Raw genomic sequence first — 20,656 nt, 5'->3', positions numbered from 1 at the left:
AGTCATGCAATTCTCTCTAAATGAATATCTAGAAGAGCTACGTCCGCTAATCAATGTGGATTGTGGCACTTACACTACTGATGGTATCGAGTTCATCGCTTCTCAATTTGAAGAGAAGTACCAAGCGATGTCAGGTTGGAGCGTAAAACGCATCGACTGTGGCAGAGCCGGTGTTGGTCTTGAAGTTCGAAATAAGCCGGAAGCTGAGCAAATCGATGTGATGCTGATTGGTCATATGGATACCGTGTTCCCTGTGGGTACCGCTGAGCTTCGTCCAATGTCTCAAGATGCAGAGAAAGCCTACGGTCCAGGTGTGTCTGACATGAAATCTGGTTTGCTTAACATCGTATACGCGATGCGCAATCTAGACCAAGCGGTGTTGGATAAGTTATCTATCGCTATCTGCATGAACCCAGATGAAGAGACTGGCTCTTTGGATTCTGTGGATTGGATTCAATCAGTTGCGAAAAACGCAAAGAATGTTCTGGTTGCAGAAGCGGCACGTGCAGACGGCGGTTTAGTGAAAGCGCGCAAAGGCATGGCTCGCTACAAAATGACCTTTAATGGCGTTGCTGCTCACGCAGGGAACGAGCCAGAAAACGGTCGCAGCGCAATCACTGAGATGGCGAATTGGATTTTGGCTGTCAATGCAATGACCAACTTTGAATCTGGTACCACGTTGAACGTCGGTATTGTTTCTGGCGGCAACGGTGCGAACATCGTCCCTGAGCATGCTGAAGCGATCGTGGATGTGCGTTTCTGGAGCAACGAAGAATACGATGATGTCGATAGCAAGCTAAACGGCATGCTGGAAACACCATTCGTTGATGGCGTGAGCATTGAGTTGGTTCGTGAAGCGTATAAGCCTTCTATGGTGCCAAGCCCACAAACAGAAAGCTTAATGACATTAGTTGAAGAAGCGGCAAGTGAATTGGCTATCGACATCAACTGGAAAGAAGTCGGTGGTGGCTCTGATGCAAACAACACGGCGATTCTAGGCGTTCCAACTTTGGATGGTCTAGGACCTATCGGTGCAGGCTTCCACAGTGACCAAGAGTACTTGTTACTTGAGTCGATCGAACCGCGAATCAAAATGCTGATGCGTGTACTGGAGAAGATTGCTCAATAAGGCATTCTGCTTCTAAAGCTTGGTTCCCAAAGCTTTTGGTTTCAAAACTTTTAGTTTCCAAGGCAATAATCCCCGGACTTCGGTTTGGGGATTTTTTTATCTAGCCAATTGGCTTCCTTTCTTCATTATCATTACTCGCTATTAATCCTACGTTCAGGTTCATCGTCTTAATATCTATGCCACAGTCATAAGTTTAGGAGGCACGATGACCACAAGCATGTCTGTAAATTCGGCGTCCGATGACGTCTTAGACCAAACGATGCAAGCACCAGATGAGAAAACCTTCTGGCGTAAAATGAAAAATTCCGTCAAGAAAGCAGGTGAAGAGATTGCTGTTATGGGCATCAAATCATGGCTTGCGATGGCAGATTCCAATACCTCTGTTCGCCACAAAGCTATCTTAGGTGGCGCACTGGCTTATTTCGTCCTGCCAACAGATATGGTACCAGACGTACTAGCAGGTGTCGGCTTTACCGATGACATGGCTGCACTTACCCTAGCGGCGAACTCGGTCGGCAATGCCATCACCGACGAGCATGAAGAACAAGCGAGAGAAAAGCTGAGTTCGATGGTGAAGTAGGTGGGGAAACTGCCCATCAAACATGTTCAATGTTTGGTTTAGTTCAAATAAGAAATTGTTATTTTTAACATTTACTTAAAGCACACGAGCTCGTCGTAATGTTGTTTACCGTGGTGGATTTGGTCTATTGGAAAGTATACTTTCGGATTCAAGTTTTTAGCTAAGGGCAGCCTTCCATGTACAGGTATACGCCAGATATCCGGGGTATGTTAACTTTGAACGGAACACCGTTGTCATCTCAATTAGTGGTCCTTCGAGTTGGTGTTCGTGGAATCATACATGAGTTTCAAACTCTTACTGATGCTGGCGGAGCGTTTGCCTTCCCTGCATTTGAAGAGCGTAAATCTCAAGGCATATTGAGCCTAAATCAGGAATACGTGCTCGTTTTCCTGAAGACTCATCTAGCAAATGGAGAAGAGGTGACGATATGGGAGTCTTCAATTGATGGTTATGAGACTTATGAGTTTGCTAGAGAAAATATGGGAAATTTGAATTGTGAAGTAACCAATGAAGTTTACTACTTCGCTTTTTCTTATTTTGGAAATGGTGAAGATGATACTTATGTGTACAGTCAGTGCAAACTAACTGGTTATGTGGAATCAGGAGTATACGAAAGTTAAGTAGTGAATTCCTTTAGAGAAATATTCTGAGAATGAGCACTTTGATTGACATGTTTAAACTTGATTGAGGCGTGCAGGTATAGCTTTTGCTTTTAAAGAACTTTGAGTTTAATAATCATCACAATCATAAACTCTATGAAAAATGTCTTTTATATAAAAATCCATTTAAATTGCAGGAGCTAACCATCATTAGATCTCGAACATTTTCTAGGTTTATATTCTTGAAAAAGTATCGAAACTCGGTATCTTCAAGCTCACAGTAAAGATTACTTAAGTTGTCCTCTATAAATATAGGTGGTGAAACGTAGTTTAACTGAGACTCCCAAATATATTTCTTTTCTTCATTTATATAGGTGTATACCCCTATGTATGAGTATGTTTGATTCAAAGCGAATTCTTTGAACCTTTGAGAATGTATGACTGGTTTAAAGTGAAATTCACCTAACTCATTAGTACTTGAACTCCTTTTGTAAGTATTCTTTAAAAAATTAGCTTCTAAGTAAACCGTTAGATTTTCTAGAGGTCTTTGATCAAGAACTAAAGTACCTTTTATCTCTGGGCTTAATGTATATTTAAATTTCTTAAAAAAATCGAACATACTTTCGTTGAAACCTAATGCAAGTATTGGAAATGATAAAATGAATAAAAAAGACTATTTTTAAATATGAAATTATGATGTATGTATCTTAGTACCAACCTAATTATCAGACTACTATCTATCGCGATTTGGTTTTGATCTTTAATTTGATAATGGAATTTGTATCTCTATATGATGAAAATGTCCCATATATCATTTTCAAAGTGATAAACATAGACCAGTTATCTTAACCATCTAGATGAACTAATATAGAATCTAACTACTTACCGATTAGTAATTGAAACAACCTCGGGGAACGAGAATTTTATCTAAACCTTTTTGATTTCGGGTTTATTGGAAATAAAAAACCACCTCAGAATAAGGTGGTTTTTGCTTAGACAGGATAATTTAGTTTAGAAGGGTTTAAGCTTCCGCGCGTTTCAGATGCACTTCTTCTTCTGCGACCCCAGCTTTTGGATCGTTGAAGCGAGTTTCATCCAGTGCGCCTTCCGATTTAGCAACAATGATAGTCACTGCGCTGTCACCGGTGATGTTAACTGCGGTACGAATCATATCAAGTAGACGGTCAACACCCATGATAAGTGCAATGCCCTCTAGTGGCAGACCTACTTGGTTCAATACCATTGCTAGCATTACTAGACCAACACCAGGAACACCTGCGGTACCGATAGACGCCAATGTTGCCGTCATGATAACCATTAGGTAGTCACCCATAGTTAGGTCGATGTTGAATGCCTGCGCGATGAACGCTGTCGCCACACCTTGCATGATCGCCGTGCCGTCCATGTTCACGGTTGCACCTAGCGGTACTGTGAACGATGATACGCGGTTCTCAACACCCATACGGTGCTTAGCTGTTTCCATTGTCACTGGAATGGTCGCGTTCGATGATGCTGTAGAGAAAGCAAACATGATTGCGTCTTCCATCTTACGTAGGAACGTAATTGGATTTAGACCAGTGAAGCCTTTTAGCATCAGACTGTAAGTCACAAGGCCGTGCAGCAATAACGTACCTGCTAGTACAACGAAGTATTCAGCAAGGTTGAAGATTGCGCTTAGACCAAGACCTGTAAACAGCTTCGCCATTAGGAAGAACACACCGTAAGGCGCAAGGTTCATCAGAATCGCAACCAATTTCATGATTACTTCATTCAGATCAGAGAAGAATGCTGCGATACGCTCGCCTGGCTTACCTGCTGCACTGATCGCGATACCGAATAGGACGGCGAACACGATAACTTGCAGGGTTTTACCTTCTGCCATTGCGCTGATTGGGTTAGTCGGGAACATATCAATGATCACCTGACCCAAAGATGGCGCTTCTGCTGATTTGAATGAACTTGCTGCGGTTAGGTCTGCACCAGCACCCGGCTGGAATAGCGTACCCATGGTTAGAGCAAGTGTGATTGCGATAGCGGTTGTTGCTACGTAGAAAGCAAGGGTTTTACCACCCATGCGACCCAATGTAGATAGGTCTTTTAGAGAGCTGGTACCACAAACTAGCGAAACAAATACTAGCGGTACAACAAGCATTTTTAAGCTGGCAACGAAGATCTGTCCACCAACTTCGAATAATCCATTAACAATGTATGCGTCGACAAATCCGTTGTCGGCAAAAAGTGTGCGAATTGCAAATCCTGTCAAGATACCCGCTACCATACCCAAAATTACGCGGCTGGTGAGCGACATCGGTTTCTTGGTATTCATGAGAACACTCCTTATAGTTATGCACCTTGAGTTCACTTCAAGGCGGCGTGCAGATTAGCAGCGGAGTGTGAAAATACGAAAGAATAATCCTCTGAATGGTCGATAGATGTGAAGTTAGTCACTTTAAAAAATAGAATATTAACCAAATGGTAACTAAAAGGCTGGTTGAAAAGTTTGTTGATTAACAAATTTATCGAATTTACAACCGATAGAAATGAATTCTTACATTCTTGATTGGTAGAAAACTGTTTGCATACAAGTAGAGGACAAGATGCCAAGTGCATAACTAGGCATCTTTTATTCAGTTGTTTATTGCGGTGTTATTTCAATGGAGGGCGGGTTTGGTTATCGATGGTACGAGCAAAATCTGAAATCTGTTGATAATCTGTAGGTGTCCAAATTGATTTTGAGGTCAGAGACTTAGGCAGTGCTGAGAAGGCTTTTTCATTGTCGCTTGCTCTAAACTCTACGCTCATCCACTGGTCAATTGGTTGTTGATCGGCAAAGGTCGCGGATAACGAAAGCTCATGGTTTGCACCAGAGTAGTTGGGCGTTAAGTTCAGTGCCATATGGTAATCTCGGAATCGAACTACCCATTTATCAGGTAAGCGTCGCGAGCTATCCCACCAATCACCATCGAGTTGCTGGATTTTCTGTTTCGTTATCGCTTTCGATTGAGCTTTTAAATCCTTTAAAGCTTGTTTGAAAGCGCTGTCCATGGCTCTAGAAAAGCCTTTTTGATCGAGCTCGGGGTTGTCCAGTAATACTTGCTTGGCTAATTTTGCGCCGAGCATGTTGGAGTAGAGGTCTTCGGATGAAAAGGCAGATGCCAGCTCTTTAAATCCGCTAACGGACACCATACCGAACCACTGAGCTATTTCATGCCATTGAGCCAGTCGAAACGCGGTTAGCGCTGCTGCTTGAGCACTGCGATCTAGCTTCTCTTCTTCGCTAAGCTTCTCTTTTTGTTCATACCAACGAATACGACGAACACGAAGTTCTTCAGGCAAGTCCAGATGCGCTGCGCGACCGAGATAATGTTGATTTAGGGTGAATAAATAATAGGTGTAATCTGCGGTATCACGGACGTGGGCAGTATCAATAAACCCGCCTAGTTTGGTAAAGATAATGCCGTTAGCTTCTTCATTCAGACCTAGCAGGCTACCAGAGACAGACTCACTGCCATCGTTATAGTGGTGAGTACCCACTTCGTTGCTGGATAAGACATTCTCAAGAGAAAAGAATGGAACAGGCACGCTTCCTAGTTGCGCTTTGAGATCGACACCAAATGCACAGCACGGTCTTACGCCAACCGGTGCTTTCAGTTCTTGCGCGTGGACGAGTCCACTACAAAGGCTCAGTAGTAATAGTGCTGTTTTCTTCAAACCCTACTCCTAGAATGCTTCATTAATTTGGAAATAAAAACCAGTGCTGTCTTTGCCGACGCCCAAATCGACGCGCACGTTAATACGTGCCTTAAAGGCAAATCGATAACCAACCCCGACAGTAGGTAACCAGCCACTTTTAAAGAGGTCGTGATAAGTCGGTGCGATATTACCGGCACCTAGCCACCCAACCACACCATGACGACCTGCAATGGTATGGCGAATCTCTACTTGTGTAGAAAGCTGGTGTTTATCGCGATATTGCCCTTGGTAGTAGCCACGCATACGCTGGTCATCACCTAACTGGGCGTAATCAAACCAAGGAGCGTCACCGAAAATCGATTGTGAATATACCTCCATTGCGATAATCGTAGTGTCAGACCATTGTTGGTAAACACGATAGTTAGCAACGAGGTTGTCGTAGTCTTCATCACTACCGAGTGAATCTCGGTTCGCTATCCATTCAATATCGAGAAACTGTCCACGCATTGGGTTCGGTTCGAAATCACGCGTGTCGTATTCCATTCCAACTAAGACACCACTGCTGGTGGCATCGGCAACTTCTGAAGGGAGAATATCGCCATCGACACCGTCGACCTTACTGAATGACTGCCATTGCCAGCCAAGTTTGGCGTAAGTATTTGGTGCGACTTCAACGGCGATTTTTGGGCTCAACTGTAAACGTTGCCCTTCATACTGCACTTTGTTGTTCTCGTTTTCTGCGGCTTGGCTGCCAATACCCCAATAGTAACCGGGGGTATGGCTTATCCATGCCTCACCTAAAAGACGGACTTTGTCATTTTTTAAATAGGTGCGATTGTTTAACCCCAAGCCGTAAGAACCTGAGGTTGAACCATAAGAAGTAACGGTGACGGTCGAGTAAGGATCGCCTTTTTGCCAGTCATAAGGCGTGTACAACCCCACTGCGGCAACGCCAATACCAAACCCTTGTTCTGGGTTAACAAAAGGACCTGGTAATACGCCCCAGTCGATTAACTTAGATTCATCCACGGTCTCACTTGAACCAAGCTTGGTCAGGATGTCATCCATTAAGCTACTTTCGTCTTGCTGCATAGCAAAAGCAGATGACGAACTAAGCAGCGCGGTGAGCGCAAGAGAATAAGAGGCTTTCATCTTCTTGTTACCCTAGAAACGACGGTCTAAAGAGAAGAAGATGCTTTGACGATCTCCAAAACCGGCTTCACCCAAAAGGTACCAATCTTCATTAATTTGGTATTGCATGCCTGCGATGGTGTTCCATTCAGATTCTAAACGCTGTTTTACTTCAAAACGCGCGCCTGATGGGATTACGCCACCTAAAGATTGTGGTAGTCCAAGATCTTTGAGTGAACCAGAGAGTTCTTGTTCGACATCTTGATACATAGCACCAACCCAAAATCGAATTGGCACGCCATTTTGATGGAAGTCGTAACCAACACGAGGAGATACAACAAGCGCATCAATTGAACCGTCAATAACGGTTAAATTGGTTTGAGTGTAACTTGCATCGACCAGTGCGAACCATTGCTCGTAGCCGCCGGCAAGTACAAAGCCAAGACCTTTGGTGTAACCGTCAAGGTCTAGACGAAAGTTCTCAATACGTTGTGGTTTCACAAACGGCAACTTAACTTTGACGTTTACATCCGTTTCTGAATAGCCGTCGAGCGTGCCGATCAAGCCATAAACGTTTAAGAAAGGAAATAGCCAGACATCAGCACGCAATGTCATTACATCGGTGGCTTGTTTACCTGGTTCTGCTTGCATATCGACTAGTTTTTCAATCCCGCCCAAGCCTTTTAAAGCGATAGAGTCGACATTGATGCCTTGTTCCATACTCATATAGCTGAGGTTTAAACCAAAAGGTTTTGGCAAATTGTAGCCAAGCGCCTCTGCTTTCTCTTTCCAAATAGGAAGAGAAATGGAATCCGCATTCGCGACTCCGGTAAACAAGCAAGATGCAGCAACAAGCAAAGAAGGTAATTTCATAAGTCACTTCATAAATCGTGGCGATCTCAATGTAAGCGGAAGATAGGTTACTTTTAGCTTATGAGATTCAATTATCGTCACGGAAAAATCACTGCTTTCTCATAAGGAAAAAGCACCAAAACGAGAGTTAAGATCCGCGGCTTTTATGTGTTTTTAGAGAGGCTTCTTAACTTCGGCGAGCGCATCTTACTCTTAAAATTTAAAAAGTAAACTTTAAAGTGTACTTTAGATTCTTGCGCGCTATACTCTGCAGCCACTTACATGAGGTTGGTGAATCTAGAACGATGAAACTTTCGGAAAAAAAACGCATTGCGCTGATTGAAGCGGCTCAACAGGAGTTTATTGAGCACGGATTTAGTGGCGCAAATATGGATAGAGTGTGTGAGCGAGCTGGGGCATCGAAGCGTACCTTATATCGCCATTTTGAAAGTAAAGATGTGTTGTTTATCGAGTCGATACAAAGCGTGCTCGAAACTCAGCGTGCACGATTGCAACTCAATTACTCACCAGAGAGCGATATCGAAACACAACTTAGAACCTATCTGCATGCCAAGTTGGACTCTATGTATGAAGACTTTGGTTTGCCGCTCGCCAAGATGGTGATCAGTGAGTTTATGCGCACACCAGAATTGGCAGAGAACTACCTACACCAACTTCAACGCCAAGATGCATTGCTGGAAAACTGGTTTAAAGAAGCCATTGCGGATAACAAGGTCAAAGCGCTTGACCCAGTCATGATGAGTTGCATGCTAATGTGCTTATTGAAAGGAAACTGTTTGTGGCCACAATTGGTTGCCAATCAAGCGGTGCCGAGTATTGAGCAGCGCAAGAAAGTCGTTGAGGATATTCTTACGCTGTTTTTAGATGGCTACCGACGTTAGTTTGCTTATTGCTTATTGCTTATTGCTTATTGCTTATTGCTTATTGCCTCAAATGTTTAACTCATCACGACATGACGCAGTGTTGATAGAGAGGTGTGATCCCACGTCCAATAGTCTTGTTCTCGGTTATGGAGCCCTCCGACCCAATAGTCTTGAATGAAAAAGTCTTTCCCACTCAAACAAGCTTTGCCACGAGCATTAATACTGACTTGTTGTTCCCACCAATTTTTATCAAATGAATCCACAGCAAACAGTGGTTTTTCCGCTCGTGCGAGTGGTAGTAGCAATGCATAAAACATTACGTCACCGAGGGTGGGAAGGGGCTCTCTTTGCTGACTTCTTTGAAACCAATCTTTAACGGTGATGGCTGTGCTTTGCTCGCCCAATACTTGCAACGCCAAATATTGGGTGAAGCTCAATCCTGACTCCGAGTTAGGCAGTTCTTGAAGGTGTCGTTTCATCACTGCTTTGATATTCGGTAAGCAATCTAATTCATGTTGTTCTAGCAAGTTAAGGAGCGGCTGCGGTGTTTGAGCCCGCAACGCTTGCCAGCAGCGTTTGGCTTGACTGAAAAGCTTCGCTGTAACCGGCTTTCGGTGTTGCCAGCATGAGCGAATAGCTTCGGCAGGGAGTTGCCCAAAGCCAATAAACCGTTCTGTTCCTGGAAACTGGTTGAATTCGATGATCTCTATCACTTTACCTACCCTGTTCTCTAACAAGGAAAGTCCTCGAAGTAGCATGAATTGATCATAGGCATCGTGTTCAACCCAAAAAACAATACGTTCATATTGATGGTTAAGTAGAGTATGGATATTGTTTTGCTCAAACTGCGCTACATTTTGAACCGAATCTTTGCGAGCCATCACGGGTAGCAATGTGCCTACGACGTATTGTGCTCGAATGGCGACAAAGCCTTTTTCATCATTAGGAATAGGGCCGATGCACAGTGGATCAATCATAGGTAAGAAATCACCTTCAAACCCGCAAGTCTTAATAGTTGCTGAATATCGTGCCCACAGCGGACATGGAGTGTTTTTAAATCTGCATCAAGCGGGTTTGCTTGGTGGTCAATAGCGTGCTTGTGCCTTTCTAATTCCTCTATATGTGCTTTTAACTTGCTCCAACTGGGTAAGCCAAGCTCTCTAGCTAGAGCGTGTTGAACGTCTGACAGCTGGATAGAGTCAGGAGTAAGCGTTTCTGGTTGAGAGTGAAACTGTTTAACCTGTTTGAGTGCAATGGTGTCTTTTTGGCGGATGGCCTTTAAGCGTTTTTTTGCTACAGACTTTTGCTGGTTAAGGTTAATGGAGAAGCTATTGTAAGATTGCATTTTTCACCTTTCTTATCTCTTCCACACTCGCTTTATTAGAAGTTAAAAAGAAGGTAAAAACAGATTGTTCCTGCTAACAAAAGCAGGGTGGTTGAGGTGCCGTGAACCGAGTTCTTTCCGCGAGTGTTGGGTGCTTTAGGCTTGAGCTGCTTCAATGGTATGTAATCGAAACAGGTATCGCAACTTTGAATAATATAAAGAAGCAAAACTGCACTTAACTTCACATAAAACAGTTCTAGAACTTAAGCGAGGAGTAAGTTGGAGAAGAGAAAGCATCCATGATGAAGGCTTAAGAATTGCGCCTGTTGAGCTTGTTTTGTGTCGCTCTATCCAACTCGCACTTTGGCACTATCAAGGAGTGTTTTATAGAGAGCAAGGGCGGCGGGTCCACTTTTCGCTCCTTTCGGCAAGGTAAGATGTAGAGCGACTTGATATTGGTTCGAATGTTCAAGATCTATCTCTTTGATGTGGTCGTTTTGACGGTACTCAACGAGATGTTTTGGGAGGCGGCAGAAGCCGACACCTTGCTCAACCGCTCTAAATGCGTGGTCAAAATTATCTACCGTGATTCTTTGACGCGCGCGTAACCAGCCTACGTCTCGCTTCTCTTTGTTTGATTCCCCTAAGTCTCGAACCACAATTTGGCTGGTGGTTGCAAAGTCCGCCAATGAAATATGTTCCTTTTTTGCTAGTGAATGTCGAGCTGCGATCACAGGGACCATAGTGGTAGTGCCGAACGCTTCAGCAGGGTAGTTGGTGATCGGAAGGTTGATGATGGCAATATCCGCAAGTTCATTGATCACCATGTCTGTGGTTTTACTCAGAGAGGTCTCTACAACTTGAACGGAAGTCGTGTTGTTATGTGTGAGAAATTCACTAAGTGGAGTATAGAGCCAACTTGGGTCGCACAAGTGATCGATCGCTACCGTTATCTGTGATTCTACACCGCTATTTAGCTGCTCACTGATCATTTCAAGTTCACGAGCCTGCTCAAGCATTGATTGTGCACGGCGCAACATCGTCTGACCGTGTTCGGTTAATCCGGCCTTACGACCTTTTACTTCTATCAGCTTGATACCTAATTGGTCTTCGAGCTTTTTCACCGAATAGATAAGCGTGGTATGGCTTTTATTGAGCATCACTGCGGCTGACTGAATGCTCCCCGCCTGTTCAATTGCTTGTAGTGTTTGCCATTGTTCTAAGGTTGTTTTGAGTCTCATTAGTCAGTTTTTTCCACAGTTAATGGCAAAATTATGAACTTTTTTGTCAGTTTTATAAAGGTAATAATCTTCCCATCAAAAGCGAGTCAATAAGAAGAGGAGACTCAAGATGGCGAAACTATTGCAAGTTGATTTTGAATTTCATGGTCCGTTTGGTGAAGAGATGTCGAATGCTCTGATCGATTTAGCTAAATCAATTAACCAAGAACCGGGTATGATTTGGAAAATTTGGACGGAAAGCGAGACAGATAAACTTGGTGGTGGCATCTATCTTTTTGAAGATGAAGCCACGGCGCAAGCTTATCTCGAAATGCACGCTGCTCGTCTGAAACAGATGGGGGTTGAACAAGTAAGAGGGCAGATATTTGATATCAACGCGCCACTAAGCACCATCAACCAAGGTCCGATCGGAGAGTAATATTATGACTAACCGCACCTTTCTAACCGTTCATGGCACGATTTATACGGTATTTGCTTTTGCTCTATTTTTTGTTCCGACCATGATGTGGCCGATGTATGGTGTACAAATTAATGACCAGTACGCACTATTTTTGTCCCAGCATACGTCAATCTTTTTAGGTGGGATTGCTGCGGTAAGTTTGATGTTGCGTGATGTTGAATCTGGCAATACGGCGAAACAACTGTTTAAAGCTTTGTTGGTCACGAATGTCTTGGGCGTAGCGATCACTACTTATGCTGGCATCACGGGGGTGTTTGTTGGCTTTGGTTGGAGTGATCCCGCCTTCTTCTTGCTATTGAGTGTGCTCACTTTTCTTCAATTGAAGAAGCAATAATAGAAGCTATCTTAATTAGATCATTATTAAAAAGCCCCGCGATAATTGCGGGGCTTTGTGTTTCTATTTATGGTTTTCCCCAAGTATGCTTAAGTCACTTGGGTGTAGCGACATTACTCACTCTTATAGGCGTAGTTGTAATAACCGTAGCCGTATGAACTCGCCGCTTTCTTCTCAATTGCGTTAAGAATGACGCCTTTGACTTCTACACCCGATTGTTCAAATCGACTGCGAGCGACTTCAAGCTCTTTCGATGTCGTTTGGTCAAAGCGAGCTACCATCAGAGTGGTTCCTGCAATCGCACCAACGATACTAGGGTCAGTCACTGCCAATACTGGCGGTGTATCGATGATCACTAGGTCATACTCTTGTGATGCTTTTTCTACAAACTCAACAAATCGTGGGTGCATCAAAAGCTCAGAAGGGTTTGGTGGTACTTGACCACGAGTAATTACATCTAAGTTCTCAACTTTAGTCGGCTTGATCACCATATCTTGACTAATCTTACCGCTTAAGAAATCAGAAAGACCGTTATCAGCCGTCAGACCAAAACATTGTTGCAAGTAACCTTTACGCATGTCCGCATCGACCAACAACACTTTTTGACCTGTCTTCGCTGCTACTGCCGCAAAGTTTGTCGATACAAATGTCTTACCAATTGAAGGCGCTGGACCAGAGATCATCAGTACGTTGTTTTTCGCTTCCATCATCGCAAAATGAAGGCTAGTACGAAGTCCACGTAGTGCTTCAATCGAAAGATCCGCAGGGTTTTCTTCTGCCAATAGAAGCAGGTCTTTGTTGCTCTTGCGCTTAAGTTTGCTCGCAACTTCTAATTGTTGTACCGACTTAGGAACACTTGCGTAAACAGAAATACCCGTTTGTTCAATCTCGTCTGGAGAAGTGACGCCGCGGTGGAAAGCGGTTTTAACCAGAACAAAAGCAACGGCAACCATACCGCCTAATAATGTTGCTAGAACAACGATAAGAGGCTTCTTAGGCTTCACTGGAATAGCGTAAGACTGTGCACTATCGATAATGCGTACGTTACCAACGGTACCAGCTTTAATAATGTTCAACTCTTGAACTTTGTTGAGAAGCTGAATGTAGATCTGTTGGTTAACTTCAACGTCACGTGTCATACGTAGGACTTCACGCTGCGTTTTTGGCAGCTTCTGAACTTGTCGGTTCAAACGAGCTTTTTCTTGCAGTAACGTCTGACGTTTATCCAATAGTGATTTATATGCTGGGTGATCCTGCGTGAACTTTTGGCTGATTTCACTTTCTTTGAATGTCAGTTCGTTAAGCTGCGCTTCAAGAGCGACCATCACTTTGAGTGTTGATTGTGCTTCAAGGTTTAAGTCGATCGATTCGTTTTCTTGTCTAAAACGATTCAGTACGTCTTCAGACCCTGTCAGTTTCTCTTTGATTTCCGGTAGGTGATCTTTTAGAAAGTTTAGGCTCTGTTCCGCTTCCGCTGAGTTTCTTCTTACATTCTGTAGAAAGTAGTTTTGCACAACGTCATTCAAAATTTGCTGGTTACGTTCAGGGTATTCGCCTTCAATACTCAGTGACACAATACCTGTTTTCGCGCCACGTTCTGAAATAGACAGCTGTGAAGCCAATCGGTTGATCGCGTCAAGCTTGCTAATTTTTCCGATTGAAAAACTGTCTTCGTTTTGCGCAACCAGTTCACGTACTTTGATGCGGTAGCCATTCATTTCAATCGTTTGACCAACAACGCCAGAAAGCACAATTTGATCTTCAATCATCAGATCAAAACTGCTTTTCTCTGCATCTGTTACCACAAGCTGATGCTTGTAACCTTGCGCGGTACGTGGCATCTCGAAAGTTGAAACTGAGATGTAATCTTGAGTGCCATTGATGCGAGCAAGACCTTTACCGATAAAAGGAAGATAGTCCGGAGTGGCAATCGTCGTTAGGTTAAATTTATCGACCGTATCACCAAGGATCATACGTGATTTGATGATCTCAATCTCAGTCGTTGCTGACGATTCTGCAGCAAAAAGCTCGCCCATATCGCCGACCATCGCCGAAATACCACCAGAGCTTTTCTGTTCGATCTGAATCAGAGCATCAGCTTTGTAGATAGGTGTCGATAGCAATGCCACGGCAATACCGATTGTTGCAAAGAGAAGCGTAATGCCAATGATGAACCATTTCGCATCTATCAATATGCCAAACAGTTTACCGAGATCGATTTCATCATCGGTTGGTGCAGATGAACTTATAGTTTGGTTAGCCATTGTTTTTTTATTTCGCCAAGTAATCTGAAGTTATAGTTTTTTTGCCCAAGCCTGAGCGGATTGCTCAATCAGAGAAAACGCATGATCAAATGCTTCTCTGCTTTGTCTGTATGGATCTGGAATGTCGACAGAATTCATCCAATGCCCAAACAGCATGGTCTTGCCTCTTGCTTCTGGAACGATCTCAGTTAATGCATCGATATGACCTTGTTCCATTACCAAGATAAGATCTTGTTTCGCACAAAGCTGCGCAGTAAGTTGTTGCGCTTGGTGATTCTCAAGAGAAAACCCTTTTTCCGAGGCAATGAGCGTTGCTGTCTCATCCGCTGGTTTCCCAGTCAGTCGACTTTTCTCAACGGCAATACCGGCTGAAGAAATGGTTTTATTCGGAAGAAGTTGTTGAAGCACTCGTTCCCCAGTCGGAGAGCGACAAATGTTACCTACACATACGACAAGAATGTTTGAAAACATGGTTTGTTCCTTATCAATAACTATTGGAAAGGGCTTACCTCTTCACATAAGCCCTTTCAAGAACGTCTGAACTACGGCCAGTTTCTAACGCGTAGAACACCTTCTGTAAGCTCATTGAAGCCTGAAATCGTCGGTACTAACTGTGCAATAACGCGGTTCCAACGACTGACTGGTGCAGCAGTAACATACACAATGTCGTAAGGTTCCAAATCAAATTCAGTACCAATCACTAACGCCGCTGCGTCAGAGACATCAAGTTGGTAAATGTCGCCTAATGCTTGATTGTCTTGAGATTTTCTGATGACAAAAACGCCAGTTGCATCCGCAGAAAGTTGGTTGATACCACCAACATTGCTTAAAGCCTCGGTCAAGCTCATGCCTGCGCGATCCATTTTCAGTAGCTTAGGATCGTTAACTTCACCCATAACAAACACTTTTTGAGTGTCATTTCTTGGCACATGTACGATGTCGCCAGGTTGAAGTAATCGGTTTTCAGTAAGGTCACCTTCTTGCATTAGCGCATAGAGAGAAATGTTTTCGACTTTGCCTTGGCGTGTCAGTGTGACGTTACGCCAATCCGCATCTTCTGCTAGACCGCCAGCGCGGTTAACTGCATCAAGAAGCGTAAGTGGGATATTGGTGATAGGTTGTTGCCCTGGCTTGTTAACTTCGCCAGTGATGTAAGATTTCTTGGAACGGAATGCCGCAACACTCACATCCACTTGTGGACTCTCAATGTACTTCGCCAACTTGTTAGCAATAATGGTACGAATTTGGCGAACATTTTTACCCGCAACTTCAACAATACCGATGTATGGATAGAAGATGGTGCCATCAGCATGCACCCAGTTACCCGCTTCTTCAGAGCTACGGTAAGAGCCTGCTGGAATGGTCAGTTCAGGGTGATCCCAAATAGTGATATTCAGAATATCGCCAGGACCGACTTCATACTCGTAAGCCGCGAGTTGATGGTCAAGTGTTGGGTTCGCTTTGGTCTCTACATCTGAGCTTTTTAGCTGCGAGACTTTATCAAGAGTCAGTGGAAAGACGTTAAAATCTGCCGCCGTATTGGCGCTGTTGTCTTCAACGATGTGCTTTCCACTCGTGGATAAGTGACTGCCCGGTACTGTACATCCAGCGAGAAGTACAGAGGAAAGGAGTAAACTGCCTAGCTTTGTATGGTTGAAATTCATGCTTTTTCATTCATCTGACGTAAAGAGCGAGTTGCTAAGAACAACGATATTTTTGCCTGAAAAAACAACACATCATGGTTTGCTGAGTATCAACCTTCGTTTTAATTTATAAAATACTCAATAAGAAATGAGTTGCATCTGGCGAGCGCACTCTAAAGAATTTCTTATGGAGGGGCAATAGACGATAAATTGATAAGAATCTAGTTATATATTACTGAATTTTATATTTTTGGGCGTCAAGTAGCGTTAATTTGACAATAGTGTTTTTTAATTAGCTCTAAATTTCCGTATTAGCTCACGAAATTTAAGATTGTGCGGGTTTTTAATCAGTTAATAATGCGACTAAATTTCTAAAAAAATTTATCTACTTTGTTTTAAAGTGTGATGGGTGTCGTATTTTTTGTTCGGGGTCAATAGTGCTTTGTTATGGTTTTGCCAAGAAGTAGGAAGCTAACAGTCAGAACATGATGTTGGTGCAAAAAAGTGATGGTTTGATGAACGATTTCATACAACAAACCATCATTTCAATGATATTAGCGTTTTGCTAGCCCCTTACTGTTCAAGTACCGTAGGATATGAGGTCGCGACTCACCAGCAAGCTTCCCAGTGACTTCTTGCGACCATGTACTCAGTTTTTGATTGCTTGTACGGCTCGCATAATACGCTTGCATAGTTTGATCGTAGCTCTGAATATCATCTAAGTTTAGCTCTTGGTATTGATTTTCATGAACAACCACATGTGCAGGTAGGCGTGGCTTTACTTCGGGATTTTGATCGGGATGCCCTAAGCACATACCAAACAACACCGCGCTATTTTCCGGTAAGCCCAATAGCTCATCAACTTGAGCGGCGCTATTCCTTAGTCCTCCAATATATACGCCACCTAATCCCATGGACTCGGCTGCAAGCAAGCAGTTTTGTGCCATGATTCCAGAATCAACTGCTCCAATCAGAGTTAGTTCTGTAAAGTCTGCCTGTACATCAGGATTGATGGTTGCATGGCGTTGATAATCAATACAAAACACTAAGAACTCAGCCGCACTTTCAACATAAGCTTGGTTACCAGCAAATTGAGCCAATTGCTTACGCTTTTCAGAGTCAGTCACTCGAACGATTGAGACGACTTGAAGCATACTAGAAGAAGACGCAGCTAAACCTGCTTGAATGATGGTTTGTCTTTGTTCATCAGTAATAGGAACTGCGGTGAATTTTCGGATAGAGCGATGAGCAAGAATGGTTTCAATCGTGTTGTTCATGATGTTCTGGCTTCCTGAAGAGTGGTTCTATTTGGCTGAATCTTCACCATAACGGCATTTATTGGGAGCGTAAACAGAGATGCACTACAAAGTGTGCCACAGGACAAAACTTGACGAAGTGCAACCGAGCAAATTGAACATAAAGTGACGTTATTTATAAACTTGGGTATATACTGATTTTTAATAATCAATAGCTTACCAAATGTGGAGAACATGAAAGAGCTAATACTTCATACGGTCACAGTGTTTATGGGCTTTTTTGCCATCATGAACCCTATCGCGAACATTCCTATCTTTTTAAGCCTAACAGCGGATGATGATAAACAAACGGTCCGCTCAATTGCATTTCGTTCGGTCTTTATCGCTTTTGTTATTGTTGCTGTGTTTGCTGTTGCGGGTAAGGTGATTTTCGACTTGTTCGGCATTACGTTATACGCGTTGCGTATTACCGGCGGCATCTTAGTCTTTTTAATTGGCTTTCACATGCTGCAAGGTGAATCAACGCACAAGAAGACCAAAGAGAAAGCCTACTCACCAGAGCAAGAACAGGCGGCTTTAAGTATTGCAGTTTCCCCACTGGCAATGCCGATTTTAGCTGGTCCGGGCACTCTCGCGACAGCAATGAACTTTGCAACAGCGGGTGGAATAACGGAAACCATTATTACTATCGCATCCTTTGCTGTGCTCTGTGCTATTACTTACGTTTTGTTTCTCTTTGGCGACAAGTTAGTGAAAGCTGTTGGTCCAAGTGCACTGAATGTGATCACCAAAATGATGGGGCTGATCCTCGCCGTGATTGGCACACAAATGTTCATTGATGGCGCTGCAGAGGCGTATAAAACCGTTTTTGCTTAATTTCTTTAGCATCTGAATACTTTACTTTGAATCCACATTGACTAGGCAGTTGATGTGGATTTTTTGATCCTAAGTTTCCACTTAAAAAGCCAAAAACACATAGACTTCGCCTATCTCAATAATAAGAATAACCAATTGTTGCTGTAGCACGAATTTCAGTAACCTTTTCAGAGCAATTATTGGGGGGAAACATGGCAACAAAAGCAATCGTAGTCGAAGGTGGTGCAATGCGTGGTGTCTTTGCTAGCGGCGTATTGGATGCATTCTTAGAACAAGACTACAAACCATTTGATTTTGCGATTGGCGTATCGGCAGGGGCTTCAAATTTGATCGGTTATTTGACCGATTACCCGCACCGTAGCATCAACGTCATTACTAAATTAGCAACCAGCAAACGCTTTTTCGATCCTACTCGTTTTTTAAAAGGCGGTGATTTGATCGATGTGAAATGGTTGTTTGAAGAATCAAATCGTTTGTACCCAGTCGATGAAGCAAAACTGTTTGAAGGCATTCCTTTCTTAGCGGCGACAACGAACGTAAATACGGGTAAAGCGGATTATTACCGTGTAAATCGTCATAACTTCCATAATGCGATGGAAGCGACGACGGCACTGCCTATTGCGTACAAGCATACTCCTTGCTTCTCTGGTGGTTGTTATACCGATGGTGGTGTGGCGGATTCCATTCCGGTTCGAGAAGCACATCGTCGCGGCGCTCGTGATATTACGGTTATCCTTTCTCATCCTTTGGCTTATGAGAAAAAGCCGGTAAAAACGCCTTGGTTAATGAAGAAGTTGTTCGCTGAGCATCCACAGATGGCAGAGGCAATGTTGCGCCGTTCAGAGAACTACAACGAATCGTTAGATTTCATTCGTAATCCTCCAAAAGACACGCACATTCGCGTTATTGCACCGCCGGATGAATTCAGTGTACAACGTCTATCAATGCGCCAGTCGGTATTGCTAGAAGGTTACGAAATGGGATTGGAAGCAGGGCGCGCCCACCTTACCAACCTGGCCGGTGAACACGGCTTAGACAGAGAAAACTGCCACTTCTGTATTTAGCTTTTGATGTCTAAAGCGGTTAGTCCATATCAACTTCAAGTGCTCCCCAAGATGAAGGTTCTCCCTCCCTCGTCAGAGGGAATAGGCGAGCGTCTGGTTTGGCATAACTTAACCTATGCAGACGTTGCGTGACGTGGTAGCTGTCGAGCCCGGAAACGGTCACTAAGTCGAGTAGCTCTAGATCTAGGTAGCCATCGGGCATGATGGCTCTTTCAGGTGCGTGTACCATCAACACTTCACCAATCAGCATCTCTGTCTGATTGCTTTCAATCTTGATGTGTTCTCTCAACACCAACCCCATTTTGAGATTGCTCTCTAGGACAAATGGCGCAGGAAACGCATCATCATAGTAAGGAGTAAGTCCTACCGCTTCAAACTCTGATATCTGTTTTGGATAGCGGGCGGAGGTTTGATGTGCTTTTTGGACGAAATCGACGCCGACGGCATTAATGGTGAAGTGCTTGGTATCGAGGATGTTTTCTAATGTATGACGACGGCTTTTGCGTGGACGAACAATAAAACCAAACAGTGGCGGATGTGAGCCTAAGTGGATCACAGAGCTTACGATAGCCAGGTTCTCTTGTCCTTGCCTGTCTCTTGTTCCGATGAGGTTCGCGCTTTTGTATCCCGCAAGGGAGTTGACCAATCGAGTTCTTTGGCGCTGCTCCATCGTTTGTATATCATGCTTTGAGAGTTTGATGTTTTCCATGTCCTAAAAAGGGGCGAGAAACCTCGCCCTTCCATGTTGTGTCACTATTTCGGCATGATGACGGTGTCGATCACGTGTATCACACCATTCTTAGCTTTGACGTCGGTGGCAATTACGGTAGCGTTATTGATCATCACTTTATCGCCCATGGTTTTGATCATCACGTCTTGCCCTTGGACTGTCGTCGCTTTATTCATTTTGACTACGTCTGCAGCCATCACTTTTCCCGGAACCACATGGTAAGTGAGAATCGCAACCAGCTTATCTTTGTTCTCGGGCATGAGTAGCATTTCGACTGTTCCATCTGGAAGCTTAGCAAAAGCTTCATCTGTGGGTGCAAATACAGTGAATGGACCTTTACCTTTTAGCGTATCCACTAAGCCTGCGGCTTTGACTGCTGCGACCAACGTATTGAACGAGCCATTTGCTGCGGCCACATCAACGATGTCTTCTTTCATCATTCCATGTTCATGTGCTTTCGCTGGCAGTAAAAAAGTTAGGGTGGCGAACAAAACCGTGGTCGTAACCAAGATGTGTTTCAACATAATGCATTCCTTTTGTTGTTTGGGTTGTACGCCCCCGATAGTAATGTCCGGTTTGACCCATTTAGAAATGTC

At 43.7% G+C, this 20,656-nt stretch carries 20 protein-coding genes and 1 pseudogene; 8 read left to right on the top strand and 13 right to left on the bottom strand.

Annotation, left to right across the window (positions count from 1 at the left end; all coding sequences use genetic code 11):
* Window positions 1-4: 4 nt before the first annotated feature.
* The 3 genes from AACR11_RS24340 to AACR11_RS24330 all read left to right on the top strand — a co-directional run bounded on the left by AACR11_RS24340 (window position 5) and on the right by AACR11_RS24330 (window position 2,329).
* Window positions 5-1,129 (top strand): M20 family metallopeptidase, encoded by a 1,125-nt coding sequence (locus tag AACR11_RS24340; RefSeq protein ID WP_005447444.1) that lies wholly within the window; start codon window positions 5-7, stop codon window positions 1,127-1,129.
* 205 nt (window positions 1,130-1,334) lie between these two features.
* Window positions 1,335-1,709 (top strand): YkvA family protein, encoded by a 375-nt coding sequence (locus tag AACR11_RS24335; RefSeq protein ID WP_017818396.1) that lies wholly within the window; start codon window positions 1,335-1,337, stop codon window positions 1,707-1,709.
* 206 nt (window positions 1,710-1,915) lie between these two features.
* On the top strand, window positions 1,916-2,329 hold the full coding sequence (locus AACR11_RS24330) for a DUF6795 domain-containing protein (protein WP_162860679.1): 414 nt from the start codon (window positions 1,916-1,918) through the stop codon (window positions 2,327-2,329).
* Window positions 2,330-2,462: 133 nt separating this feature from the next.
* Here the strand turns inward: AACR11_RS24330 and AACR11_RS24325 are convergent, their stop codons facing one another.
* The 5 genes from AACR11_RS24325 to AACR11_RS24305 form a co-directional block, all read right to left on the bottom strand.
* The gene (locus AACR11_RS24325) at window positions 2,463-2,927 is read right to left on the bottom strand and encodes a DUF6795 domain-containing protein (protein WP_321572335.1); all 465 of its coding nucleotides are present in this window, start codon (window positions 2,925-2,927) and stop codon (window positions 2,463-2,465) included.
* Window positions 2,928-3,329: 402 nt separating this feature from the next.
* A complete protein-coding gene (locus AACR11_RS24320) occupies window positions 3,330-4,634 on the bottom strand; it encodes a dicarboxylate/amino acid:cation symporter (RefSeq protein ID WP_005437888.1) in 1,305 nt (434 codons plus the stop codon).
* A gap of 320 nt (window positions 4,635-4,954) precedes the next feature.
* Window positions 4,955-6,019 (bottom strand): DUF4056 domain-containing protein, encoded by a 1,065-nt coding sequence (locus AACR11_RS24315; protein ID WP_029788342.1) that lies wholly within the window; start codon window positions 6,017-6,019, stop codon window positions 4,955-4,957.
* 9 nt (window positions 6,020-6,028) lie between these two features.
* A complete protein-coding gene (locus AACR11_RS24310; RefSeq protein ID WP_029788341.1) occupies window positions 6,029-7,153 on the bottom strand; it encodes a BamA/TamA family outer membrane protein in 1,125 nt (374 codons plus the stop codon).
* 12 nt (window positions 7,154-7,165) lie between these two features.
* Window positions 7,166-8,005 carry a hypothetical protein gene (locus AACR11_RS24305; RefSeq protein ID WP_079325167.1) on the bottom strand — a complete coding sequence of 280 codons (840 nt, stop codon included), beginning with the start codon at window positions 8,003-8,005 and terminating at the stop codon, window positions 7,166-7,168.
* Between the two features lie 284 nt (window positions 8,006-8,289).
* On the opposite strand from AACR11_RS24305, the gene AACR11_RS24300 reads away from it, so the two are divergent.
* Complete coding sequence (locus AACR11_RS24300; RefSeq protein WP_029788340.1) at window positions 8,290-8,886, top strand: TetR/AcrR family transcriptional regulator; 597 nt, start codon at window positions 8,290-8,292, stop codon at window positions 8,884-8,886.
* 56 nt (window positions 8,887-8,942) lie between these two features.
* On the opposite strand, the pseudogene AACR11_RS24295 reads toward AACR11_RS24300, so the two are convergent.
* Window positions 8,943-10,213: pseudogene (locus tag AACR11_RS24295) on the bottom strand (DUF1835 domain-containing protein).
* 326 nt (window positions 10,214-10,539) lie between these two features.
* The gene (locus AACR11_RS24290; protein ID WP_029788339.1) at window positions 10,540-11,433 is read right to left on the bottom strand and encodes a LysR family transcriptional regulator; all 894 of its coding nucleotides are present in this window, start codon (window positions 11,431-11,433) and stop codon (window positions 10,540-10,542) included.
* Between the two features lie 109 nt (window positions 11,434-11,542).
* Here AACR11_RS24290 and AACR11_RS24285 point away from each other — a divergent pair, with 109 nt between their 5' ends.
* A complete protein-coding gene (locus tag AACR11_RS24285) occupies window positions 11,543-11,851 on the top strand; it encodes a monooxygenase (protein WP_029788338.1) in 309 nt (102 codons plus the stop codon).
* Between the two features lie 4 nt (window positions 11,852-11,855).
* Window positions 11,856-12,227, top strand: coding sequence for a hypothetical protein (locus AACR11_RS24280; RefSeq protein WP_005447457.1), 372 nt, complete (start codon window positions 11,856-11,858; stop codon window positions 12,225-12,227).
* 113 nt (window positions 12,228-12,340) lie between these two features.
* Here AACR11_RS24280 and AACR11_RS24275 read toward each other — a convergent pair whose 3' ends face one another.
* The 4 genes from AACR11_RS24275 to nfsA form a co-directional block, all read right to left on the bottom strand.
* Complete coding sequence (locus AACR11_RS24275; protein WP_029788337.1) at window positions 12,341-14,491, bottom strand: polysaccharide biosynthesis tyrosine autokinase; 2,151 nt, start codon at window positions 14,489-14,491, stop codon at window positions 12,341-12,343.
* A gap of 30 nt (window positions 14,492-14,521) precedes the next feature.
* Entirely contained in the window at window positions 14,522-14,962 is a 441-nt protein-coding gene (locus AACR11_RS24270) for an arsenate reductase/protein-tyrosine-phosphatase family protein (RefSeq protein ID WP_005447459.1), read from the bottom strand.
* Between the two features lie 71 nt (window positions 14,963-15,033).
* On the bottom strand, window positions 15,034-16,155 hold the full coding sequence (locus tag AACR11_RS24265) for a polysaccharide export protein (protein ID WP_005447460.1): 1,122 nt from the start codon (window positions 16,153-16,155) through the stop codon (window positions 15,034-15,036).
* A gap of 533 nt (window positions 16,156-16,688) precedes the next feature.
* Entirely contained in the window at window positions 16,689-17,411 is a 723-nt protein-coding gene (gene nfsA, locus AACR11_RS24260; RefSeq protein ID WP_029788336.1) for an oxygen-insensitive NADPH nitroreductase, read from the bottom strand.
* Between the two features lie 213 nt (window positions 17,412-17,624).
* Here nfsA and AACR11_RS24255 point away from each other — a divergent pair, with 213 nt between their 5' ends.
* Window positions 17,625-18,266 (top strand): MarC family protein, encoded by a 642-nt coding sequence (locus AACR11_RS24255; RefSeq protein ID WP_005447464.1) that lies wholly within the window; start codon window positions 17,625-17,627, stop codon window positions 18,264-18,266.
* A 191-nt stretch (window positions 18,267-18,457) separates the two neighbouring features.
* Window positions 18,458-19,330 (top strand): patatin-like phospholipase family protein, encoded by an 873-nt coding sequence (locus AACR11_RS24250; protein ID WP_029788335.1) that lies wholly within the window; start codon window positions 18,458-18,460, stop codon window positions 19,328-19,330.
* 19 nt (window positions 19,331-19,349) lie between these two features.
* Here AACR11_RS24250 and AACR11_RS24245 read toward each other — a convergent pair whose 3' ends face one another.
* A complete protein-coding gene (locus AACR11_RS24245) occupies window positions 19,350-20,039 on the bottom strand; it encodes a flavin reductase family protein (protein ID WP_029788334.1) in 690 nt (229 codons plus the stop codon).
* 44 nt (window positions 20,040-20,083) lie between these two features.
* A complete protein-coding gene (locus tag AACR11_RS24240; RefSeq protein WP_029788333.1) occupies window positions 20,084-20,584 on the bottom strand; it encodes a fasciclin domain-containing protein in 501 nt (166 codons plus the stop codon).
* Window positions 20,585-20,656: the final 72 nt, after the last annotated feature.

This window comes from Vibrio sp. L85 (genome assembly GCF_963871815.1).
Taxonomy (GTDB): domain Bacteria; phylum Pseudomonadota; class Gammaproteobacteria; order Enterobacterales; family Vibrionaceae; genus Vibrio; species Vibrio harveyi.
Note: the sequence above shows the minus strand (reverse complement) of the source record. Positions and strands in the feature narration are given on the sequence as shown.

Bases quoted from the DNA above. Each gene is read 5' to 3' on its own strand.
- AACR11_RS24320 (WP_005437888.1), bottom strand. From the start codon at position 4,634: ATGAATACCAAGAAACCGATGTCGCTCACCAGCCGCGTAATTTTGGGT.
- AACR11_RS24290 (WP_029788339.1), bottom strand. From the start codon at position 11,433: ATGAGACTCAAAACAACCTTAGAACAATGGCAAACACTACAAGCAATT.
- nfsA (WP_029788336.1), bottom strand. From the start codon at position 17,411: ATGAACAACACGATTGAAACCATTCTTGCTCATCGCTCTATCCGAAAA.
- AACR11_RS24240 (WP_029788333.1), bottom strand. From the start codon at position 20,584: ATGTTGAAACACATCTTGGTTACGACCACGGTTTTGTTCGCCACCCTA.
- AACR11_RS24250 (WP_029788335.1), top strand. From the start codon at position 18,458: ATGGCAACAAAAGCAATCGTAGTCGAAGGTGGTGCAATGCGTGGTGTC.
- AACR11_RS24285 (WP_029788338.1), top strand. From the start codon at position 11,543: ATGGCGAAACTATTGCAAGTTGATTTTGAATTTCATGGTCCGTTTGGT.
- AACR11_RS24335 (WP_017818396.1), top strand. From the start codon at position 1,335: ATGACCACAAGCATGTCTGTAAATTCGGCGTCCGATGACGTCTTAGAC.
- AACR11_RS24275 (WP_029788337.1), bottom strand. From the start codon at position 14,491: ATGGCTAACCAAACTATAAGTTCATCTGCACCAACCGATGATGAAATC.
- AACR11_RS24270 (WP_005447459.1), bottom strand. From the start codon at position 14,962: ATGTTTTCAAACATTCTTGTCGTATGTGTAGGTAACATTTGTCGCTCT.
- AACR11_RS24300 (WP_029788340.1), top strand. From the start codon at position 8,290: ATGAAACTTTCGGAAAAAAAACGCATTGCGCTGATTGAAGCGGCTCAA.
- AACR11_RS24265 (WP_005447460.1), bottom strand. From the start codon at position 16,155: ATGAATTTCAACCATACAAAGCTAGGCAGTTTACTCCTTTCCTCTGTA.
- AACR11_RS24330 (WP_162860679.1), top strand. From the start codon at position 1,916: ATGTTAACTTTGAACGGAACACCGTTGTCATCTCAATTAGTGGTCCTT.
- AACR11_RS24305 (WP_079325167.1), bottom strand. From the start codon at position 8,005: ATGAAATTACCTTCTTTGCTTGTTGCTGCATCTTGCTTGTTTACCGGA.
- AACR11_RS24280 (WP_005447457.1), top strand. From the start codon at position 11,856: ATGACTAACCGCACCTTTCTAACCGTTCATGGCACGATTTATACGGTA.
- AACR11_RS24310 (WP_029788341.1), bottom strand. From the start codon at position 7,153: ATGAAAGCCTCTTATTCTCTTGCGCTCACCGCGCTGCTTAGTTCGTCA.
- AACR11_RS24245 (WP_029788334.1), bottom strand. From the start codon at position 20,039: ATGGAAAACATCAAACTCTCAAAGCATGATATACAAACGATGGAGCAG.
- AACR11_RS24325 (WP_321572335.1), bottom strand. From the start codon at position 2,927: ATGTTCGATTTTTTTAAGAAATTTAAATATACATTAAGCCCAGAGATA.
- AACR11_RS24340 (WP_005447444.1), top strand. From the start codon at position 5: ATGCAATTCTCTCTAAATGAATATCTAGAAGAGCTACGTCCGCTAATC.
- AACR11_RS24255 (WP_005447464.1), top strand. From the start codon at position 17,625: ATGAAAGAGCTAATACTTCATACGGTCACAGTGTTTATGGGCTTTTTT.